Source organism: Sphingobacterium spiritivorum (assembly GCF_016724845.1).
Lineage (GTDB): Bacteria > Bacteroidota > Bacteroidia > Sphingobacteriales > Sphingobacteriaceae > Sphingobacterium > Sphingobacterium spiritivorum_A.
Window position 1 is genome coordinate 3953503 of record NZ_CP068082.1, and the last position, 21002, is coordinate 3974504.

General features: G+C 39.8%; 18 protein-coding genes. 12 read left to right on the forward strand and 6 right to left on the reverse strand.

The window, feature by feature from the left end; translation table 11 throughout:
- Positions 1–55 precede the first annotated feature (55 nt).
- The 6 genes from I6J03_RS16765 to I6J03_RS16790 all read left to right on the forward strand — a co-directional run bounded on the left by I6J03_RS16765 (position 56) and on the right by I6J03_RS16790 (position 6258).
- Complete coding sequence (locus I6J03_RS16765) at positions 56–790, forward strand: SIMPL domain-containing protein (protein ID WP_003003952.1); 735 nt, start codon at positions 56–58, stop codon at positions 788–790.
- 49 nt (positions 791–839) lie between these two features.
- A complete protein-coding gene (locus I6J03_RS16770; protein WP_232279622.1) occupies positions 840–2357 on the forward strand; it encodes an NAD(P)H-hydrate dehydratase in 1518 nt (505 codons plus the stop codon).
- A 110-nt stretch (positions 2358–2467) separates the two neighbouring features.
- Positions 2468–3277, forward strand: coding sequence for a DUF2314 domain-containing protein (locus tag I6J03_RS16775; RefSeq protein WP_003003949.1), 810 nt, complete (start codon positions 2468–2470; stop codon positions 3275–3277).
- Between the two features lie 11 nt (positions 3278–3288).
- Positions 3289–4059, forward strand: a complete 771-nt coding sequence (locus I6J03_RS16780; protein ID WP_003003948.1) for an MBL fold metallo-hydrolase — start codon at positions 3289–3291, stop codon at positions 4057–4059.
- 35 nt (positions 4060–4094) lie between these two features.
- Positions 4095–4673: a GDP-mannose pyrophosphatase NudK gene (nudK, locus tag I6J03_RS16785; RefSeq protein WP_003003946.1), complete on the forward strand. Its 579-nt coding sequence runs from the start codon at positions 4095–4097 to the stop codon at positions 4671–4673.
- A 232-nt stretch (positions 4674–4905) separates the two neighbouring features.
- Complete coding sequence (locus I6J03_RS16790; RefSeq protein WP_201693842.1) at positions 4906–6258, forward strand: PDZ domain-containing protein; 1353 nt, start codon at positions 4906–4908, stop codon at positions 6256–6258.
- 25 nt (positions 6259–6283) lie between these two features.
- Here I6J03_RS16790 and I6J03_RS16795 read toward each other — a convergent pair whose 3' ends face one another.
- From I6J03_RS16795 to I6J03_RS16815, 5 genes are all read right to left on the reverse strand, one after another.
- The gene (locus tag I6J03_RS16795) at positions 6284–6688 is read right to left on the reverse strand and encodes a hypothetical protein (protein ID WP_003003942.1); all 405 of its coding nucleotides are present in this window, start codon (positions 6686–6688) and stop codon (positions 6284–6286) included.
- Positions 6689–6795: 107 nt separating this feature from the next.
- A complete protein-coding gene (dapA, locus tag I6J03_RS16800; protein ID WP_003003940.1) occupies positions 6796–7674 on the reverse strand; it encodes a 4-hydroxy-tetrahydrodipicolinate synthase in 879 nt (292 codons plus the stop codon).
- 47 nt (positions 7675–7721) lie between these two features.
- Positions 7722–9743, reverse strand: a complete 2022-nt coding sequence (gene ligA / locus I6J03_RS16805) for an NAD-dependent DNA ligase LigA (RefSeq protein ID WP_003003937.1) — start codon at positions 9741–9743, stop codon at positions 7722–7724.
- Positions 9744–9865: 122 nt separating this feature from the next.
- Complete coding sequence (locus I6J03_RS16810) at positions 9866–10897, reverse strand: glycosyltransferase family 2 protein (protein WP_003003934.1); 1032 nt, start codon at positions 10895–10897, stop codon at positions 9866–9868.
- Positions 10894–11760 (reverse strand): lysophospholipid acyltransferase family protein, encoded by an 867-nt coding sequence (locus I6J03_RS16815; RefSeq protein ID WP_003003931.1) that lies wholly within the window; start codon positions 11758–11760, stop codon positions 10894–10896. The genes I6J03_RS16810 and I6J03_RS16815 overlap by 4 nt, the downstream gene beginning before the upstream one ends.
- An 83-nt stretch (positions 11761–11843) precedes the next feature.
- Between I6J03_RS16815 and I6J03_RS16820 the strand changes: the two genes are divergently transcribed.
- From I6J03_RS16820 to I6J03_RS16830, 3 genes are all read left to right on the forward strand, one after another.
- The gene (locus I6J03_RS16820) at positions 11844–12455 is read left to right on the forward strand and encodes a WbqC family protein (RefSeq protein WP_201693844.1); all 612 of its coding nucleotides are present in this window, start codon (positions 11844–11846) and stop codon (positions 12453–12455) included.
- 67 nt (positions 12456–12522) lie between these two features.
- A complete protein-coding gene (locus I6J03_RS16825) occupies positions 12523–13206 on the forward strand; it encodes a hypothetical protein (RefSeq protein ID WP_232279621.1) in 684 nt (227 codons plus the stop codon).
- Between the two features lie 9 nt (positions 13207–13215).
- Complete coding sequence (locus I6J03_RS16830; protein ID WP_003003919.1) at positions 13216–14874, forward strand: ABC1 kinase family protein; 1659 nt, start codon at positions 13216–13218, stop codon at positions 14872–14874.
- A gap of 152 nt (positions 14875–15026) precedes the next feature.
- On the opposite strand, the gene lon is transcribed toward I6J03_RS16830, so the two are convergent.
- Positions 15027–17492 carry an endopeptidase La gene (gene lon / locus I6J03_RS16835; protein ID WP_003003916.1) on the reverse strand — a complete coding sequence of 822 codons (2466 nt, stop codon included), beginning with the start codon at positions 17490–17492 and terminating at the stop codon, positions 15027–15029.
- 375 nt (positions 17493–17867) lie between these two features.
- Between lon and I6J03_RS16840 the strand changes: the two genes are divergently transcribed.
- The 3 genes from I6J03_RS16840 to I6J03_RS16850 all read left to right on the forward strand — a co-directional run bounded on the left by I6J03_RS16840 (position 17868) and on the right by I6J03_RS16850 (position 20973).
- Positions 17868–18542, forward strand: a complete 675-nt coding sequence (locus I6J03_RS16840) for a tetratricopeptide repeat protein (protein ID WP_003003914.1) — start codon at positions 17868–17870, stop codon at positions 18540–18542.
- 408 nt (positions 18543–18950) lie between these two features.
- A complete protein-coding gene (locus tag I6J03_RS16845; protein WP_003003908.1) occupies positions 18951–20429 on the forward strand; it encodes a DUF3943 domain-containing protein in 1479 nt (492 codons plus the stop codon).
- Between the two features lie 100 nt (positions 20430–20529).
- Positions 20530–20973, forward strand: a complete 444-nt coding sequence (locus I6J03_RS16850) for a DoxX family membrane protein (protein WP_003003903.1) — start codon at positions 20530–20532, stop codon at positions 20971–20973.
- The last annotated feature ends 29 nt before the right edge of the window (positions 20974–21002 follow it).

The following is a 21002-nucleotide window of genomic DNA, read 5'->3' on the forward strand; positions in this document are numbered from 1 at the left end:
ATTTAGGGTAGTTTATTTGCAACAATGTAGTTAAATTATAATTATTTGATACGTTATGAAGTCTAATGCTGTAGTTATTGCGGTTATCGCAGGTCTTTCCTTTATTATTTTTGGATCCGTACTCGGAGGAGCCTATCGTTATAAATTCAAAAGTTCCAATACGATTAATGTCACAGGAAATGCAAAGAAAGACTTTGAGTCTGATCTGGTAAAATGGACGGCTGTGTACAGTCGGAAGTCTATGGAGCTTAGTGAAGCTTCGGAACAGCTTAAAAGAGACAGGGATCTTGTACGGGACTTTCTTATTAAACAAGGGATCAAATCAAATGAGATCCGGTTTAATGCTGTCAGCATTACCAAAGATTTCAATTATACCAATGACGGTAACGGAAATAGTTACAGCACTTTTTCAGGGTACAGCCTTTCGCAGAATGTAAGCATTGAATCCCGGGATCTGGACAAGGTAGATGCTGCCTCCCGAGAGATTTCAACACTAATCTCTCAGGGTCTGGAGCTTAGTTCCAATACACCGAGTTACTATTACTCCAAGCTGGAAGATCTGAAACTGGAGTTAATTTCTCAAGCCTCCAGTAATGCACATCTGCGTGCCGGTAATATTGCTAAAGAAGCCGGTTCAAGTTTGGGTGATTTAGTAAAAGCAGACCTTGGGATCTTTCAGATCACCGGACAAAATGATAACGAAGAGTACTCTTACGGAGGCGCTTTCAATACGACTTCCAGAAGTAAAACAGCAAATATCACTGTCAAGACCAGCTATTTGACAAATTAAATAACGATACATCAGCATCAACCTGCTGATGTATTCAAAGGTTGTTAAAATGAAAATACTGAATGCGATCCAGTTAAAGGCAGCCGACCAGTTGACGATTGCTGCGCAGCATATTTCTTCATTGGAACTGATGGAAAGAGCTTCCTTTGCACTGACGCTGGCAATAGAACGGGACCTGAAGGATATTTCCGGTTATTCCTTTGCGGTGCTGTGTGGCTCCGGAAATAACGGAGGTGACGGACTTGCCGTTGCCCGCATGCTGCAGGAGAAAGGGGCTGCAGTGCAGATATATCTTCTGAACGCCTCCCGTTACAGCGATGATAACCTTCAGAATCAGAGAAAAGTTCACCCCGATTTTATTAAATCCTTTGAGGCAGGGCAACCTCCTGAAATTAATAAAGACGCCATTATTCTGGATTGTCTTTTCGGTGCAGGCTTGTCCAGACCCCTTGATGAGAGCTATCGTGCGTTGATTGAAAGTATTAACAATCATCCTAATTATATCCTGTCGGCAGATCTTCCTTCTGGATTGCAGGCAGATGTGATCAATACCGCTGATGCAATTGTAGTAAAGGCAACCAAGATATATACATTTCATAGTCCTAAGCTGGCTATGTTGCTTCCTCAGCATCAGGAATGGGTAGATAAATATGAAGTGATTGATATCCGGCTGGATCCGGCTGGGATCCGGCAACAACATGTGGATCATTATTATGTGACTGAACAATGGGCATCCGCAAAGTTGAAAGCCCGCAATCGATTTGCACATAAGGGCACTTTCGGACATGCTTTATTGATCGGCGGAAGCTACGGTAAGATAGGAGCGGTCAGGCTGAGTGCTACTGCTGCTGCCAGATCCGGTTGTGGTCTTGTTACTGTGTATATACCGGGCTGCGGATATACGCCTGTTCAGGCTTCCGTTCCTGAAATAATGGTGCTGACCGATTCAAATAATAATTATATCGCCAATTATCCTGCTATCAAACCTTATACTGCTATAGGAGTAGGTATAGGAATGGGACAGGAGGGACCTACGGGAACTGCATTTGTGAAATTGATGCGATCTCTTGCTTCAGATACCCGACTTGTACTTGATGCAGATGCATTGAACCTGTTGGCTACACGACAGGATTTGATGGCAAATCTTCCCGCAAATACGATTCTTACACCGCATCCAAAAGAATTGAAAAGACTGATCGGAGAATGGACGGATGATATGGAAAAGATAGAAAAGGTCCAAAATTTTACATCCCAGCATCAGGTGATTATCATTGTTAAGGGGGCTAACACGATGACCGTATTGCCGGATGGGAAGTTGTACTTTAATTCTACAGGAAACGCAGGTATGGCAACCGGAGGTAGTGGCGATGTATTGACCGGAATTATCACTTCTTTACTGGCACAGGGGTATGCTGCAGCAGATGCGGCTATACTGGCTGTATATCTTCACGGCGCAGCGGGCGATGCCGCACGAAAGGAATGGGGAGAAGAAAGCCTGATTGCATCTGATATCATTAGCTGCCTGAGCACAGCGTTTCAACACCTCAGATCTTCCCGTATATTTTAAGTAAACGAAATTCGTATCCTTTACAGCGTTGATGTATACCATGTGTAAATAACTTCAGCTCTGTAATTAGTGATCCGAAGTAATATAAATAACAGACAAAAACAGTAATAATGGCAAGTAACGAAATATTTTTTGCGCCGGGAGACAGTCCGAAGATGATGGATGCTTTTAAAAATGCACAACAGACATTTAAATACTTTTGGCGGGAATGGTCCTGGGAAAACAGACGAATTATCCCTGCTTTGACTGTTGCTTGTGTAAAGGTCGCTTTTTCACAGCGGCAGGCAGATCAGGAAGATCCACTGGTGGAGCATATGTGGATCAATGAAGTCGATTTTGACGGAATTAATATAAGAGGGATCTTGGTTAATAGTCCCAATGCATTGACAAATATTGCAAATGGCGATTTTGTAGAAATTCCTTTAGAACAGATCAGTGACTGGTTATTTGCGATACCGGAAAGCAAACCAAAAGGTTTTTCCAAGCTTTTTTCAGGAAATCCTTTACCAAGGGCATATGGCGGATTTACAATTCAGGCTATGCGCTCCGATATGTCTGCTCAGGAACGCAAAGAGCATGACAAAGCATGGGGACTGGACTTTGGTGATTACAGCGAAACATTACTCGTTAATCAGCAAAAAGAGCATCCCGAAAATCTGGAAGAGCATCCTATGAGTAAGAATATGAAAGAAAAACTTATCGAATTTATAAAAGATAATCCGGATGAACTTACCCAGGCAGACGAAGAAGGATATACGCTGTTGCACAGGGAAACCATTGCCGGAAACAAGACGTCTGTGGAAGTGCTTTTAGCTGCCGGAATGGATAAAGAAGCCAAAACAAACCAGGGATATACAGCTCTTGATTTTGCTGCAAAACTGGATTGGAAGCATATCCTTCCTTTATTTGAAACTAAATAGTCGCCATCCTCATGACAAAAATACACCATATCAACTGTCTGAAGATAGTAACAGCAGTGAATGACAATGTGATAGGACATTGTGTATTGATCGAATCGGATCATGAACTATTTCTTATAGACACTGGTGTTGGTCTTTTGGATACAAAGCATCCCAATGAAAGAATAGGAGAGCAGTTGATAGAAATGGCAGGATTCCGCTTTAATGAAGACTGGACTGCAGTAAGGCAAATTGGTGCGTTAGGATTGGAGAATAAACCTGTCACACATTGCATTATTTCCCATCTGGATCCGGATCATATAGGAGGACTTGCTGATTTTCCTGCAGCTACAGTACACGTAGGAAAAGAAGAATATGACAATTTTAATAGCGGAAATCCACGTTATCTGATACATATGCTGGATCATCATCCTGTGATACAAACATATGCCAAAACTACGGATAAATGGTTTGGACTGGAAGCCAGGAAAGTTAATATTAAATCCGACATTGATATATACCTTATTCCCCTGGTCGGGCATACATTGGGACACTGCGGAGTTGCATTCCGACAGTATGACAAATGGTTCTTTTATATAGGCGATGCTTATTATATGAAAAAAGAGCTGACAGATAAGGGGCATCCGGTCAATGATCTGGCTAAAGCCAGAGCGGATAATAATGAATGGAGGTTGGATACACTGCACAAAATACGTGAATTTATGGATCATCATCCGGATGTAGAGGTTTTTGGTTATCACGATATAGAAGAGTTCGACGCCCTGCTGGATAACATAAAATGAAAAGGAGATACTAAACATGGCAAAGCATAGGTCTTATGATTGATAAAATAAAAATTGTGGATACGCAGATCCTTTCAGACAATTGGTATGTACTGCGTAAAATTACCTATGAATACGTCAAAAAAGATGGGACAAAACAGATACAAAGCAGGGAAGCATACGACCGGGGCAACGGAGCTACTATCTTACTCTATAATGAACAGCAAAAAACAGTGATTCTTACCCGGCAATTCAGATTGCCGACCTATGTCAATGGCAACAGCAGTGGCATGCTTATAGAAACATGTGCGGGGTTATTGGATCAGGATAATCCGGAAGATTGTATAAGACGGGAAACGGAAGAAGAGACGGGTTATCAAATAAAAGATGTGCGGAAAGTATTTGAAGCATATATGTCTCCGGGTTCGGTAACTGAGATCTTATATTTTTTTATTGCTGCATATGATAAAGAAATGAAAGTCACAGAGGGTGGGGGACTGGAACAGGAGGAAGAGAATATCGAAGTGCTGGAATACCCTATTGAAGATGCTATGAATATGATAACAAATGGCGAAATCAAAGACGGTAAAACTATTATGCTGCTCCAATATATAAAATTGCACGGTATTCTATAGTCATATGGATTATTCAGATACACATACAGCCGGTGAAAACACCGGCTGTATGTGTTTGGCAGCTATAGCAGCAGATTTTTTTGTCTATGCTGCAGCCTGAAACAGGTGCTGCTGTTTCCGAAAAAATAATATGTTTTGGAATATCTCATTGCAAAACTTTTACTAATAGTATTTTTCTCGTAATTTGTATCAAATTACCATTGTGAAACAATAACCAATATGTATTCCTAATATGAGATACCTTATCGTCATATTATTTTTATGCTATGTATTTCCAATACGTGCTCAAGGTCATTTTGAATTTATAAAGGATGAAGAAAAAGCCGTTATCCCTTTTCAGTTCGTAAGAAATCTGGCTCTTGTTCCTATTAAGATTAATGGGGTGGATCTGATATTTCTCGTAGATACCGGTGTTAAGGAAACAATCCTGTTTAGTCTGGAAGACAATACGCTGAGTTTCAAAAATACCAAAAAGCTTAAGTTTAACGGATTGGGTGAAAACGAAGGGATAGAAGCTATTCAGGCTACTGGTAATACTGTAGAGGTGGGCGGAGAACTCATCGATACGGCACACACAGTATATGTGATATTAAACAGTGATTTTAATTTTTCGGCTTATGTTGGTGTGCCTATAAACGGTATTCTGGGAAGTCATTTTTTTAAAGATCATCCTGTAGAAGTAGATTTTGTAAAGCATAAGCTTACGGTTTACAGGGATAGTGAGCAGATTGAACGAAAAGTCAGAAAATATGAACGTCTGGATATAGAACTGGAAAACAGCAGACCTTATATCGATACCTGGTTATCGTTACAGCAGGAGGGTATAAAAGCCAAAATGCTGGTAGATATGGGCAACAGTGATGCTATTATGGTATTTCCTTCGCGCGTACGTGATTTCAGACTGAATGAGCCGAATATAGAAGAATTTATAGGGCGGGGATTTAGCGGAGATATACATGGCAGGATGAGTCGTATCCATCAGTTTCAGATGGGAAAATTTATCTTCAGGACTCCTACATCCTCATTCCCAGACAGTATTGCTGTCCGTTCTGCCAAACTCGTAAAAGATAGGGTAGGTTCGGTAGGAAATGAGCTGCTGATGCGCTTTAATATCGTATTTGATTATACAAGTCAGGCTATTTATATCCGAAAGAATAAATTTTACAACAAACCATTTCTGGTAGATATGAGTGGCTTAGATGTCAAGCATGATGGTATGATTTGGGTACAGGACTGGGTAAAAGTAAATATTCCGTCGGAAGTGAAAAATGATCAGTTGACCAGTACCAAGCCTGTATATGAAGCATCTACAGGAGCTTTACAATATAAATTTGTGCTGAAGCCATCCTATTCTATTGTCAGTGTCAGAAAAGGTTCTCCTGCAGAAAATGCAGGCCTGAAGAAAGGAGATATGCTAATCAGTATCAACAGAAGAATGACCGGAATGATGTCTTTGGATCAGATACAACATTCTCTGAGTGAAGATGAAGGAAAAAAAATTAACATGGTCATCCGAAGAAATGATCAGGATGTTAAGGTTTCTTTCCGGCTTAAAGATCCGATTCCTTATATAGAGCCATCGTAGTTTACAGGCTTGCTGACAATCTTCTCTATCTCATATTGATAACTTTGTCAACAATATATACGGTGTTGCCTCTCCAGGGAATCACACCGTGAAATTCCTTATAATGAAGGTCGAAATATTTACCACTATTCATTTCCAGTACATGAAATACGGAATCATCTTCGATCGAAAATTCAAATTCATAGCTGGCCAGTCCTCCCGTTTTGCCTTGTCCGATTCCCTCCTGTATCAGTTTGCCTTCATAAGTTTTGAAGATATTTCCCTTTTTGACTGCAAAATTCAATTTTCCGGACTTGACCCCTTCACCAAATACGAAATAGTACTTGTAATAAACAGATCCGGCTCCAGTAGCAATTAAAATGAGAAGGAGAATGATTAAAAATTTTTTAAATCCGCTTTTTTTTCTTGGGGCTGTATTATTATCTTCCATATCCTTAGTTATTAACTGCTGAATGACAACTAAAAGTAAAGAGAATAATTGATAATTAACACATGGGTATAAAATAAAAAGAGGTGAATTTTTTCACCTCTTTCTGATTATCCTAATGTTTTCATTTCCTGTTCTATCGCCTGTTGAGTCCTGACACTTACAGGTACAAGCGGTAATCGTACATGATCCCTGCCGATACCTTTCTGCTGTAATATGTATTTGACACCGGCCGGATTGCCTTCTATAAAGCATAGGTCCGTAATTTCCAGTAACTCATTATGAATTTGTCTTGCATCAGCATAATTACCCTCTGTGCAAAGTCTGGATAAGGTGGCTACTTTTGCCGGATACGCATTTCCGACTACCGAAATAATACCTACAGCTCCCAGTGCCATCATGGGCAGTGTAGCGGGATCATCTCCCGAGATAAGGAGAAACCCTTCAGGTTTATCTCTCATAATGGCACTGAACTGAGCAAAATTCGCGGATGCTTCTTTGATCGCTACGATATTATCAAAATCCTTTGCCAGGCGAATCGTTGTTTCAGCTGTCATGTTGCTGCCTGTTCTTCCCGGAACATTATATAAGATAACCGGAAGTTTTGAAGCGGTAGCTATTGCCTTATAATGCTGGTAGATACCCTCTTGAGTAGGTTTGTTGTAATATGGTGAAACAGAAAGAATCGCACAGTAAGCACTGTTGTCAAATTCCTGTACCTGAGTGACAATTTCTGCAGTATGATTTCCACCAATTCCGGCAACCAATGGAACGCGGCCATTCACCTGTTTGGCAGTAAAATCCCAGATACGCTTTCGTTCTTCTTTAGAAAGTGTAGCGACTTCGCCTGTAGTTCCTAAAGAAACCAAATAGTTCATACCTTCATTGATCTGAAGCTCGATCAGTTGTGCCAGGGCTTCAAAATCAATAGATCCTTCTGCATTAAACGGAGTGACTAATGCGACTCCTGCTCCGTGAAGCTCGTTCATTGTGTTGTTTTTGATTAATGGATATTGTTAATTGTAATATATTTTGTTTAGTTGTTTATCAGAACCAGCAGTTCCTGTTCGTTGATAATAGGAACCTGTAATTTTTCTGCTTTCGCAAGTTTGGATGGTCCCATCTTGTCTCCTGCAACCAGATAATTGAGTTTGGCTGATATACTGCTCACCATCTTACCTCCATGACTTTCGATAAGTGCCGTTAATTCTTCTCTCGAAAAATCTGCAAATACGCCGGAGATCAGAAAAGTCTTTCCTTCCAGACCGTTGCCGGCAAGTATGACTTCTTTCTCTTCAATCTCAAACTGCAGTCCGTAATCTTTTAATTTTTGTATCTGATTCTGATGTATCGGTGTATTCAGGTATTGATGCACACTTTCAGCAATACGACCTCCGATATCCTGTACGGAGGCGATTTCTTCTACAGAAGCCTGCGCCAATGCATCGATATTCTTAAAATACAAAGCCAGTTTTTTTGCGATAGTCTCTCCAACATGACGGATACCCAATGCAAAAAGTACTTTCTCAAATGGTTTTTCTTTGGATTTTTCTATACCCTTGAGCATATTGTCAATAGACTTTTGCCCAAAGCGTTCCATTTGTTGCAGTTCCTCTTCATGCTCTTTAAGACTATAGATATCGACCACGTTTCGGATCAATCCTTTTTTGAAAAAAGTCTCAATGGTCTCATTTCCCATGCCTTCGATATCCATCATTTTACGTCCGATAAAATGTTGCATCTTACCTATAATCTGGGGAGGACATCCATCTTCATTTGGACAGTAATGTACAGCTTCTCCTTCTTCACGAACGAGTAAGGTCTGGCATTCCGGACAGTGTGTAGGATAATGAAATGGCAGGGCATCCGGCTTACGTTTTTCCAGATTGGCGGCAATGACTTTAGGAATGATTTCGCCACCCTTTTCTACGTAAACTGTATCCTGTTCGTGCAGGTCCAGACGCACTATTTCATTTGCATTGTGAAGAGAGGCACGCTTTACGGTAGTTCCTGCCAGTGACACAGGTTGCAGATTGGCTACAGGTGTTACTGCTCCTGTACGACCTACCTGATAGCTGATAGACTTTAAAATAGTCTCTACACGCTCTGCTTTAAATTTATAAGATGTAGCCCAACGCGGATTTTTGGCTGTAAAGCCTAATTCTTCCTGTTGCGCATAATCATTAACCTTAATAACTATACCATCGATTTCATAACTCAGATTATGTCTTTCTGTATCCCAGTAATTGATAAAAGAAAATACATCATCTATATTACTGCACAATCTGGTGTGGTCACAGACATGAAATCCCCATTTGCGGACCGCTTCAAGACTTTCCCAGTGTGTGCTGAAATGTTTTCTTCGGTTGTCCATATAGAGGAAATACAGAAAACAATCCAAAGGTCTTCTTGCTACTTCTGCAGAATCCTGTAGTTTGATAGTCCCTGCAGCAAAATTACGGGGATTAGCATAGATCTGATCACCATTTTCCTCCCGCTCTTTGTTCAGTCTCAGGAAGGCAGATTTGTGCATGAATATCTCTCCGCGGATCTCAAATTCTTCCGGATAATCATTGGTTTTGAGTGTAAGCGGAATGCTGCGGATTGTCCTCACATTGGCAGTCACTTCATCACCCTGAGTTCCGTCTCCTCTGGTTACCCCTTGTACGAGTTTACCGTCTTTATAGGTCAGACTTATGGAAAGGCCGTCAAATTTTAATTCACATACATACTCAAAATCGTCACCGATAATTTTGCGTACCCGTTGATCAAAGTCCCGCAACTCTTCCTGGCTGTAAGTATTGCCAAGAGAAAGCATCGGCCAACGGTGCTTTACGGTATTGAATCTGGATGTAATGTCTCCTCCTACACGACGCGTAGGGGAGTTGGGGTCGGCAAACTGTGGATATTGCGATTCAAGAGCTTCTAACTCTTTGAGCTTCTGATCAAAATCATAATCAGAAATAAGACTCTGGGCCAGGACATAATACTGATAGTTGTAATGATTAAGTTCCTGAGTGAGTTGTGCTATTTTTTCTTGAATTTCAACTGCCGACATAGTCAGCGAAATTACGAAAAATATCCCCTCTAAAGCAAGTAAAGTGGATTTTTAATGTTAAAATGCACAAATGGTAGACTGTGCTTATTTATGCGTTTTTTTAATCATCAACGTAAAGCAGTTTATTCGAAATTTTCAACAGGAAGATCCGAGAATTTCCGACGTTTATTCATGAAATATTCCCATATAACACAACCTCTGTATTTTCCTTTTTTGTTTTCAAACCGAATCTGTTCCTTACGTTTTTCTGCTGTTTTGAAAATATTCAGGAAAAAATATTGATGTGCACGACTTACAGCCCAGGCATCTTTGAATTTTTTTTCAGCTAAAAACTTAAATATTGCTGCAAGATCCAGCCACAAACGCGCAAAAATAACCCATATACCCGTCCAGAAGGGAAGATTCTTCTGTAACATCAACAGATTGTTTCTGAAATTCAGATATGTCTTTTTCGGATTGCTGGTGTTGAGTGTTCCGCCGCCTACATGATACACCGTCGATTGAGGGCAATATCCGATTTTATAATCCATTTTTTTGAGTCTCCAGCACAGGTCGATTTCTTCCATATGAGCAAAGAAATCGGTATCAAAGCCATTCGCTTCTCTCCAGGCGTCGGATTTAATAAAAAATGCAGCTCCCGAGGCCCAGAAGATTTCTTTAGTATCATTATATTGGCCATGATCTTCCTCCAGATGATCCATAATACGGCCTCTGCAGAAAGGGTAACCATAAGCATCGATAAAACCGCCGGCACCACCCGCATGTTCAAATTTCTGCTTATCGTGGTAGGCTAATATCTTGGGTTGGGCTGCAACCATGTCCGGATCTGCTTCCAGCATATCGATGACAGGAGCAATCCAGTTTTCAGTCACTTCGACATCTGAATTCAGCAATACATAATAATCGGCTTCTACCTGTTCGAGCACTTTGTTGTAGCCTCCGGCAAAACCATAATTTGTATCGTTTTGTATAATCGTAATATGGGGATAATAGTTTTGAACAAATTCTATAGAATTGTCCGTAGAGTTATTATCTCCAATTACAAATTCAATATTAGGATAAGCGCTATTGTATACTGAAGGCAGGAATTTTTCAAGAAAAAATGCTCCGTTCCAGTTCAGGATAACAACCGCTACTCTGGGATAATTTTTCATTTTCTACGTTTACGTTTCCAACGTCTGTGAGACCACAGCCAGTATTCAGGTTTTTCTTTGATAATGTCCTCTGTAAATTTGTTGTGCAAATGGGTAATTTCGTGCTCCGCATACAGCGATACATCTTCTACTAATGTAGTAAATTTACAGTAATAATAACCTCTTTTTTCTTTACGTCCGATATGACAATATACAACAGGATCATGTGTCATACGGGCGATGCGTTCGGTACCGGTATACACCAGTGTCTCCTGATGTAGAAATTCCAGAAAGTAATCTGAATCCTGATAAACCGGCGTCTGGTCTGCGACAAACATACTGATATGAGGTTGTTTTTTTAACCGTATGATAGCTCTCAAAATTTGCTTCATAGGTACCATCTGTGCTCCAAAACGGCTTCTTATATTGTTATAAAGGGTATTGAAAGCGATATTATTAAGCGGTTTGTATATGATCAACACCGGATTCGTAGTCATCAGACTTAGCCGGTGGATACCTAATTCCCAATTACAATAATGTGCCGTCACACCTATTACGGACTTGCCTGCATCAAAATGACGGTATACTTCTTCCGGATTGATCAGTTCTATACGTTCCTTGACCTGTTTAGCCGAGATACTTGCCATTTTGACAGCTTCTATTACCAGATCAGGAAAGAATCGGTAAAATCTTTTAGCGATCAGTAGTCTTTCTTCTTCTGTCTTTTCCGGAAATGCATTTTTTAGATTTTCCAGTACTACCTTTTTGCGGTATTTGATCCCGTAAAAAAGCAGATAATAGAAAAGATCGGATAGCGCATAAAGAACCCAAAAGGGTAAGATAGAAAGGCAGAAAAGTATACCTGACAACAATTTGATTTTCATGCTATATCTCTTGAAATGCTATTTTGTTACAAATATCCTTAATTTAAGTTACTTTTGCCTTATAATAAAGAGCTAATTTCATTATGTCAAATCATATCTTATTGCCGGCATGCTATCTGCCTCCTGTTTCTTATTTTCATGTAATCAAACAACATGACTTGCCTTTGTTTCTGGAGAAAAAAGAACATTATCCAAAGCAGACATACAGAAACAGAACGAGTATCATGACTTCAAACGGCAAACTGGATTTGACGGTTCCGATCATGCATAAACGTAAAGATCATGTTGCTATGGGGGATATCCGGATTAATTATGATCACAACTGGCAAAGATTACATTGGCTGAGTCTGCAGACTGCGTACAGAAGTTCAGCTTATTTCGAGTATTATGAGGATGATTTTGCACATTTCTATAAACAGGAATACGAATTTCTGTATGAATTGAATAAAGAACAACTTTTATTGATGCTGAAGCTGCTGAAACTAAACAGAACAGTAACAGATACGGAGATCTATGTCAAAGAAGATGAAAATGCAATTGATCTTCGTTCTCTGATGCATCCTAAAAAACCTTTGTTACAGGAACCGGTTATTCCGTATTACCAGGTTTTTGAAAACAACAACGGCTTTATGCCGAATCTGAGTATTATAGATTTGCTCTTCAACCAGGGACCTCAGGCAAAAAACTTTTTGTAGCAAATATTGCTTCGGTTCACAAACCTTTGGAGAGGTTAAGTGTTTTTTTGAAAACAAGTATATGTTAATGAAAACAAGTTTAGCTTTTCTCCTTCTTCTGTTTTGTGTTCAGGGAGCCGTCAGGGCGCAGTCGGGTGTAGACACATTACATTATCGTAAAGTTTATTATTTCGGGGGTACAGGGCTTGCATTTCCTATGGGAAAGACCAAGGATGTTCTTACGCCTAAGTTTTCAGGAAGTATGGGGCTTGATATTTCCCTGAAAGACAGTCGCTTCTATGTGATGCCGGTGCTTTATACGCTTTCATTTGGTTATAAGCAGCAATCGCTGGATAATACGAGTCCCTATCGCATCAATAACGGAGATGCTACATTTTACAATCTGAGTCTTTCAGGTGGTATGAGAAAACAGCATAAACGACTCAATACATACGGTTATATTGGTCCCGGTTTCGGTATTTTCCTTGAACCGAGGGCTATTGTCAATGATGCCACATCAGTCGTGGAGATCGAAAAGAAATCCAAATTTAATTTTTCTTCAAAACTTGGTGTAGGTGCCGATTATAAGTTTAAAGGGTTTTTCGTAGGTCTGGAAGTCGGGTATGTACACAGTTTCACCAAGATTCAGAATACCCCTATTAATGCAATGACCGTGATGATAGGACTTAAATCCGATATCACCCGCCTGGGAGATAAGGTGGTGTCTGTATTGGGGGTAGATGGAAGTATAAGCGGTAAGCAAGAAAAGTAGAGGCAACATATGATATATGAAATATCGAAAATAAAAAGGGTAGGACGTATAGCTAAAATCTTGTCCCAATATGGATTTGGCGAACTAATCTCCCGTTCTAATATAGATACTTTTGTGCCGGACAGTCTGTTACATCTGAACAGTGATACAGAAAAGCTCTTCGAAAAAGATTTTAACGTACGTGTCAGACTGGCTATAGAAGAACTAGGTCCTACATTTATTAAACTGGGGCAATTGCTGAGCAACAGAGAAGATATTATCCCAAAAGATCTGCGTGATGAACTGGTTAAGTTGCAGGATAATGTCCCTCCTGAAGAAATGGATGTCAGGCAGAAACTTCGTGAACATTTTGATATTGTACCGGAAGATCATTTTGAATATATTGACGGAAAGCCTCTTGCAGCAGCATCTATTGGTCAGGTGTATAAAGTTCGTCTCAAGTCCGGTAAAGATGCTGTTCTCAAGATAAAAAGAAGCAATATCCGGGAAGTCATTACCGCAGATCTGGCTTTTATCAAAGATCTTACAAGATTTCTGGAGAGTAAGTATGAGGTCATTTATAAGATGAACCTTTATCAGATTATTCTGTCATTTGAAAATTCGCTTATGCGCGAGTTGTCTTTTGTAAATGAGCTGAATAATATGGAACGTTTCCGTAAGAATTTCAAAGACAATACTCAGGTGTACGTACCAAAGGTATACCGGGCCTATTCGGATGATGAAATGCTTTGTATGGAGTTTATTGACGGGGTCAAGATCAACGATGTTGAGGGACTGAAAGCATTAGGCTTAGATCCGAAATCAATTGTTCAGCAAGGACTTGATCTGTATCTGGAACAGGTGCTTGTACATGGTTTTTTCCATGCTGATCCGCATCCGGGAAATGTATTTGTCAATAAGAAAGGTCAAATAGTTTTTATAGATTTCGGAGCTATGGGGATGATGATTCCTATGGACAGAAAGCTGATCGAAGCTATGGTCATTAATTTTTTGATGAAAGACGCGAGAGATCTGATCCGTAACATCAAAAAATTAGCTGTTGTACAACATATTGAAGATGAGCGAAGGCTTGAGCGCGACGCTTATGAGATCTTCGATATTCTGGATCAAAATTCATTAGCCAACATTGAGATTTCAGTCTTGTTGCGTATGGTAAATAACACCTTGCAGCATAATCATATTCTGATGCCTGACTTTATTTATATTCTGATACGGGGTATTGTATTATTGGAAGGAATAGGCAGGCAACTGGATGCAGATCTCAATATTCCAAAAAGTATTTCCCCGTTTGCGGACAGAATAGCGAAGCAAAAAATATCTCCCGGATATATCAGAGAACAGACTATAGAGAAGGCGAAGTTTTTAAAGGGATTGTGGAGCGATATTCCGGAGGATGCCATAGCATTGCTGGATAAGGTTAAGAATGATAAAATACTTCTTAACCACCGACTCCGGGATTTTGACAGTTTTCAGCTAATTCTGCACCGGATGGGCAATAAACTTATGTTGTCCATATTAGCTATGACATTTGGGATAGGAGCAAGTATTCTGGCACACGGTAGAGTAGGATATTTGCTGTGGGATGTACCTCTGCTTTCCTGGTTAGGGTTTCTGATGAGTTTCTTATTAACTGTAGCTTTGCTGCTGCAATTGTTCCGGTCAAAATAAATAAGTGAAAATATTTTTAACAGGATACAATAAATAAATTTCGCAGACGTTTATAATAGCGAAATATAAAATTTCATAATTTAGGTTAATAATTGGTTTGGAAACCCCTGAAGCTCCCCGCTTCAGGGGTTCCATTATTTTAGACCTTAGTATTAACCTTCTTTGCTGTTGAGATCCAGAACTTTAGCGTTTTTTACTTTCTTGTCCAGTAAAGCTAATTTAATGACCTCAGACATTTCGGTAACATAATGAAACGTCAGGTCTTTGATATAGTCCTCTTTGATCTCTATAATATCTTTCTGATTGGATTTGCAGAGAATGATTTCTTTGATGTTTGCCCGCTTGGCCGCCAGTATCTTTTCTTTGATACCGCCTACAGGAAGTACTTTACCTCTTAGCGTGATCTCTCCTGTCATAGCCAGTTTGGCTTTGACCTGTCTTTGTGTGAATAATGAGGTTAGTGCGGTCAGCATCGTCACACCAGCCGAAGGGCCGTCTTTCGGCGTAGCACCTGCCGGCACGTGTATATTTACATCCCACTGATCAAATACCTTATAATTGATACCGAAATCTTCCGCATGAGATCTGAGATAAGCCATGGCTATACTGGCAGATTCTTTCATAACTTCCCCCAAATTGCCGGTCAGGCTTAATTTACCTTTTCCGGGGCTCAGGCTCGATTCTATAAAGAGAATGTCGCCACCTACAGAAGTCCATGCAAGACCAGTGACTACACCTGCCACATCGTTATTTTCATACATGTCCTTATCAAAGATAGGTGCTCCCAGAATCTGTTCAATATCAGCTTCAGACACATTCGGATCATACTCCTTTTGCATTACGATACGGGTAGCGATACCGCGCACTACAGAACCTATTTTCTTTTCCAGACCGCGGACACCTGATTCACGTGTATAATCTTCTATAATTTTTTCCACCACTTTTGGACGCATAGCTACATCCTTGGTCTGTAGACCGTGCATCTCGCGCTGTTTCGGAAGAAGGTGTTTTTTCGCTATCTCTATCTTTTCTTCTATTGTATATCCGTTGACCTCGATGATTTCCATACGGTCCAGTAAGGCCGGCTGTACACCATTTAATGAGTTTGCCGTAGCAATAAACATTACCTTCGATAAATCGTATTCCATCTCCACATAATGATCGTAGAAAGCCGTGTTTTGTTCCGGATCAAGTACTTCCAGTAAAGCAGAAGAAGGATCTCCTTTGAAATCAGCACCTATTTTGTCAATCTCATCCAGTACAAATACCGGGTTTGAGGTTCCTGCTTTTTTCAGGGATTGTACAATGCGTCCCGGCATGGCACCAATGTAAGTCTTACGGTGTCCTCTTATCTCTGCCTCATCACGTACACCACCCAGAGCCATACGGGTATATTTACGACCCAAAGCACGCGCAATTGATTTTCCTAAGGAAGTTTTACCCACTCCCGGAGGACCTACCAGACACAGAATCGGCGCTTTCATATCATTTTTAAGCTTCAGTACGGCAAGATATTCAACGATACGCTGCTTTACTTTTTCCAGGCCGTAGTGATCTTTGTCCAGTACTTTCTGTGCACGGGCAAGATCAAAATTGTCTTTGGTAAATTCTCCCCATGGCAGATCCAACAGCAGTTCCAGATAATTCAGCTGAACGGAGTAATCTGCTGCTGCAGGATTGATACGGGCTAATTTTTCAATTTCTTTATTGAAATGTTTGGCGACATCATCCTTCCATTTTTTGGATTTGGCGCGTTTCTTCAGTTCTTCCAGTTCGAGATCCGGAGTGCTGCCACCCAATTCCTCCTGAATAGTTTTGATCTGCTGATTAAGAAAATAATCACGCTGTTGTTTGTCCAGATCTATACGTACTTTATTCTGAATCTGATTTTTTAGTTCAAGCAACTGGATTTCGGTTGTAAGATATTCCAGCAATTGCTTTGCACGTTTTCCGAAGTCTTTCATTTCCAGTAATTCCTGTTTACTTTCTACTTCCAGACTCATGTTGGAAGCAATGAAATTGACAAGGAAAGTCGGACTTTCGATATTTTTTATAGCAATACCTGCTTCACTTGGCAGATTCGGAGACAATTGAATAATTTGCAACGCCAGTTCTTTAATCGAAGAAATAAGCGCCTTGAATTCTTTATTAACCTTTGGTTTTTCTTCCTTGAATCGCTCTACTTTTGCTTTCAGATACGGCTCTGACTGAATAGCTTCTGTCAGTTTGAAGCGTTGTTTACCCTGAATAATGACAGTTGTGTTGCCGTCAGGCATCTGCAGCACCTTAATGATATTGGCTACTGTTCCGATTTTGTTGAGTTGTTCAACATTCGGATCTTCAATAGTCATATCCTTTTGGGAAACGACACCTATTGTTTTGTCGCCTTTGTAAGCATCCTTTACCAACTTGATGGATTTGTCCCTGCCTACAGTGATAGGGATCACAACACCGGGAAATAACACGGTATTGCGAAGAGGTAAGATTGCTAATACTTCCGGTATGTCAGCATTGCTCATCTCATCTTCATCCTGTTGGGATAGTAAAGGGAAAAATTCAGTGTCTTCGTTTATAATGGGAATGGCTTGATTGAAATCAAAGGGCTCAAATTTGCTCATATAATATTATTAATGTCTCGGACAGACTGTCAGACTTTGTTGTTTTAAAATTTAAAAAAAAATACTATTTGGTATATGCAAGCACAGTGCCAAGATAAAAATTGGTATTATTTATGCTATACTAACATAAAAAGGCTGAAAAAAAGACAGTCCCCGGTTCTGATTTGTCATAAATATTTTTAAGACTGCAAATATACGAATTGAAGTTTTTAGCAGTTTATTATATAGTGAAATACATGCAGATAATTATAGAAATGTGGAAATGTGAATAACTTCTGATTGTGGTATTAAACTATTTGGATCAACTTTACTCTATTCTAGGGAATTGGTGTTCAAGCGACATCGAAACAACATTAAAAACGAAATAATTTAGATATGAAACTTAATTTCTTAAACATCACTTTGAAAAATGCCAAAATGGGTTTGGCGACTCTAGCATTAGCTTTCTTCGCTCTTAGCGCTTCTGCTCAGCAAAAGGAACAAGAACACAGTAATCCTAATGTGAGATTGGGTCAAAAAGCACTATTGGACGGTGATTTCAAAAGTGCAGCAACACATTTGGAAAAAGCTCTTCCTAAAGAAGGCAGTGATCCGAACGTACTGTACATGTTGGGTTACTCACAATTCCATAATGGTGATTTCAAAAAAGCATCAGATACATTTGGTAAAGTAGTGGCTTTGGATGCTAAGAATGGAACAGCTTATTATTATAAAGCTAAAGCGTCAAATAACCTTGCTGTACAGACAGAGTCAAAACTTTCGAGCGCTAGCCGTGAACAATTGTTGAAAACGGCAATTGATGACTTTTCTAAAGCTATCGCTATCAATGCAAGTGATGCTAAATTATACCAGAACAGAGCTATTGCTTACCGTGATTTAGGTATTTTAGTAGGTACTTCAGGAGCCGCTAATTATAATAAAGCAGCTGCAACAGATGCTTACAATAAAGCGATTTCAGATTACCAAAAGTTGTTGTCATTTGATTCGTCAAGAAAAGACATTCAACGTGAAGTAAAGAAAGCTACAGTTTACAGAGACAATCTGAAGTAAACTAAAAGTATAACGAAAGAAACGGGTCGAAAATTTTGATTTTCGACCCGTTTTATTTTTATAGCTGATTTCTTTTTTTTGCAGAATGTATAAGCATTAGATGGGAATCATTCAGCCACGAACGTCTGCTTGTGCCTTTATCGGAAGTAAATCATATAATTGGAATGGTATTAACCTCTCTGCCCTGCGGGCATCTCTCCTTGGAAAGGAGAGAAAGTTGGCTATGCTTGAAGTGCGTTGCGCATATTTTAAAGCACTTTCAAAGTTGATGAGTTTTGTTCAACCAGCGTATGTTGGCGTCCCCGCCAGCATTTTACGATATATAGATTATCTAATTAAAGAGTATTCACCTTGAATTTATCTGTAATTAAATGAATTACTCTATTTTTGCAATTATATTTTTTGAGTATGCCGATTCAATGTATAAATAGAGCCCAGCTATTCTTTTTCCTGTTAAGTACGATACTAATCGGTTTTCAGAATCCAACATTGGCGCAGGATTTTCCATTTTCAACGCAACTAAAGGATACCACAATAACAGATCCCTATCTGAGAAAGACTAAACTGGATAGTCTTCGATTACCGGATTATATGGATACCCTATATGCCAGCAAAAAGAATTTCTGGAGGGCAGCGACAGAATGGACGCTTACCCAGGCTTTTCCGGCCTCATTCAACTATTTTGTACGAAAAGATCCTTATTCACATATCACTTTCAAAAATTTTATGGATCATCAGCGTTTAAGCGCATGGAAATGGGATGATAATGAATTTATGACTAATCAGATTTCCCATCCTTATCACGGGCAGTTATATTTTAATTCCTTTCGAAGCAATGGTTATTCATTTACGACCTCTTCACTTGCCACACTGGCAGGAAGCTATATCTGGGAGACAGGTGGAGAGACGCAGGCTCCGTCTATCAATGATCTGGTTAATACCACGTATGGTGGTATCGTGTTAGGAGAAATGACACATCGGATTGCAAATAATATACTTGCGAAACCTGCTTACGGCTTTCAGAAACAGGCGAATGAGGTAGTTGCATTTTTGGTCAATCCCATAAATGGCCTGAACCGTCTGCTGGATGGTAAATGGGGAAAGTATGAGAAGCGGAATCTGACAGACTCTTCTGTGATAACAGCAGAAGTGGATATGGGAATAAGACGGTTTGATACAAAAGTTTCCAACCTGCTGGAGAAAGGGAAAAATGCAGCATACGGCAGGTTGCGTATTATCTATTCTGCAGGTGACAGCGAGTATAAGAAACCCTTTGAAGAGTTCTATGTAAATCTGGAACTGGGAAGTGATGACAGTTCATTTGTCAATTCCGTCAATGCGTATGGTGTGCTTTATGGAGAGCCTCTATTGATCAGACTACCCGGCAAACATTACGGCACGATCACAGCCAACTATGATTTCCTGTACAATGAAGCGTTCTTTTATGGAGGACAGAGCCTGAACTACAATGTACTGTCAACGTTTAATCTGGGACGTAAGAATAAGCTAAAAACAGCTATGGGTATGGGGTTTGTTCTGTTATCCGCAATTCCGGATCCACATCTGCTATACGGAGAAAGTCGTAATTACAATTATGGTTCCGGATTCTCTGTAAAATTTGATTCCGAACTCAACCTCTTTGGTCGTTTACGAATAGGAGTCGGATACAACGGTGCATATTCGTATACCTGGGAGAAAAGCGGCAATGCATCCACCTATTACCTTCACGCTTTCTCCGGTAACTTTGGATTCAGGTTCTACAAAGATCTGTCCCTGAATCTCAATTCCGGTTATTATCGTCTTGAAGGCGAATTCAGAGATTACCCGGAACTGGACAAAACATACCCCTTTGCACGTATTTCACTGGGGTATAATATTCGGTTTTAGAAAATGAAGGCCAGTCTCCATTTGTCTGATATTTTCTTAAACCAGTTTAAGTTTTTTATGCAACTGGTAACTGAAATTTGTAAGAATTAAAATATTTCTAATGGAACATACTGATACCCCCCTTTATACACAGTTTTTTCTTCGGTTAACGATAGGCATTACAATTCTTTCTGCTGTTGCTGATCGTTTTGGATTATGGCCTGCAGCAAATTCTGTCTGGGGAAATATGGATCACTTTATTGCATACACAGGACAGATTACCTCATTTCTGCCGACCGTAATGACAAAGTTAAATGCCTACTTTGCTACTGCTGCTGAAATTATTTTAGGCATATTGATTATTCTTGGGTTTAAGACAAGAATAGTCGCAATTAGCTGTGGAATACTGTTGCTGATTTTTGCGCTTTCTATGACCGCGACATTGGGCATTAAATCTACTTTTGATTTTTCTGTATGGATAGGAAGTGCAGCATCTTTTCTGTTAGCAACCCAGGAGAAATTCGCCTTTAGTCTGGATGAAGTACTAAAAAAGAGAAATAAATAATGTAAAGACCTTATGTTCCGACGGATCAA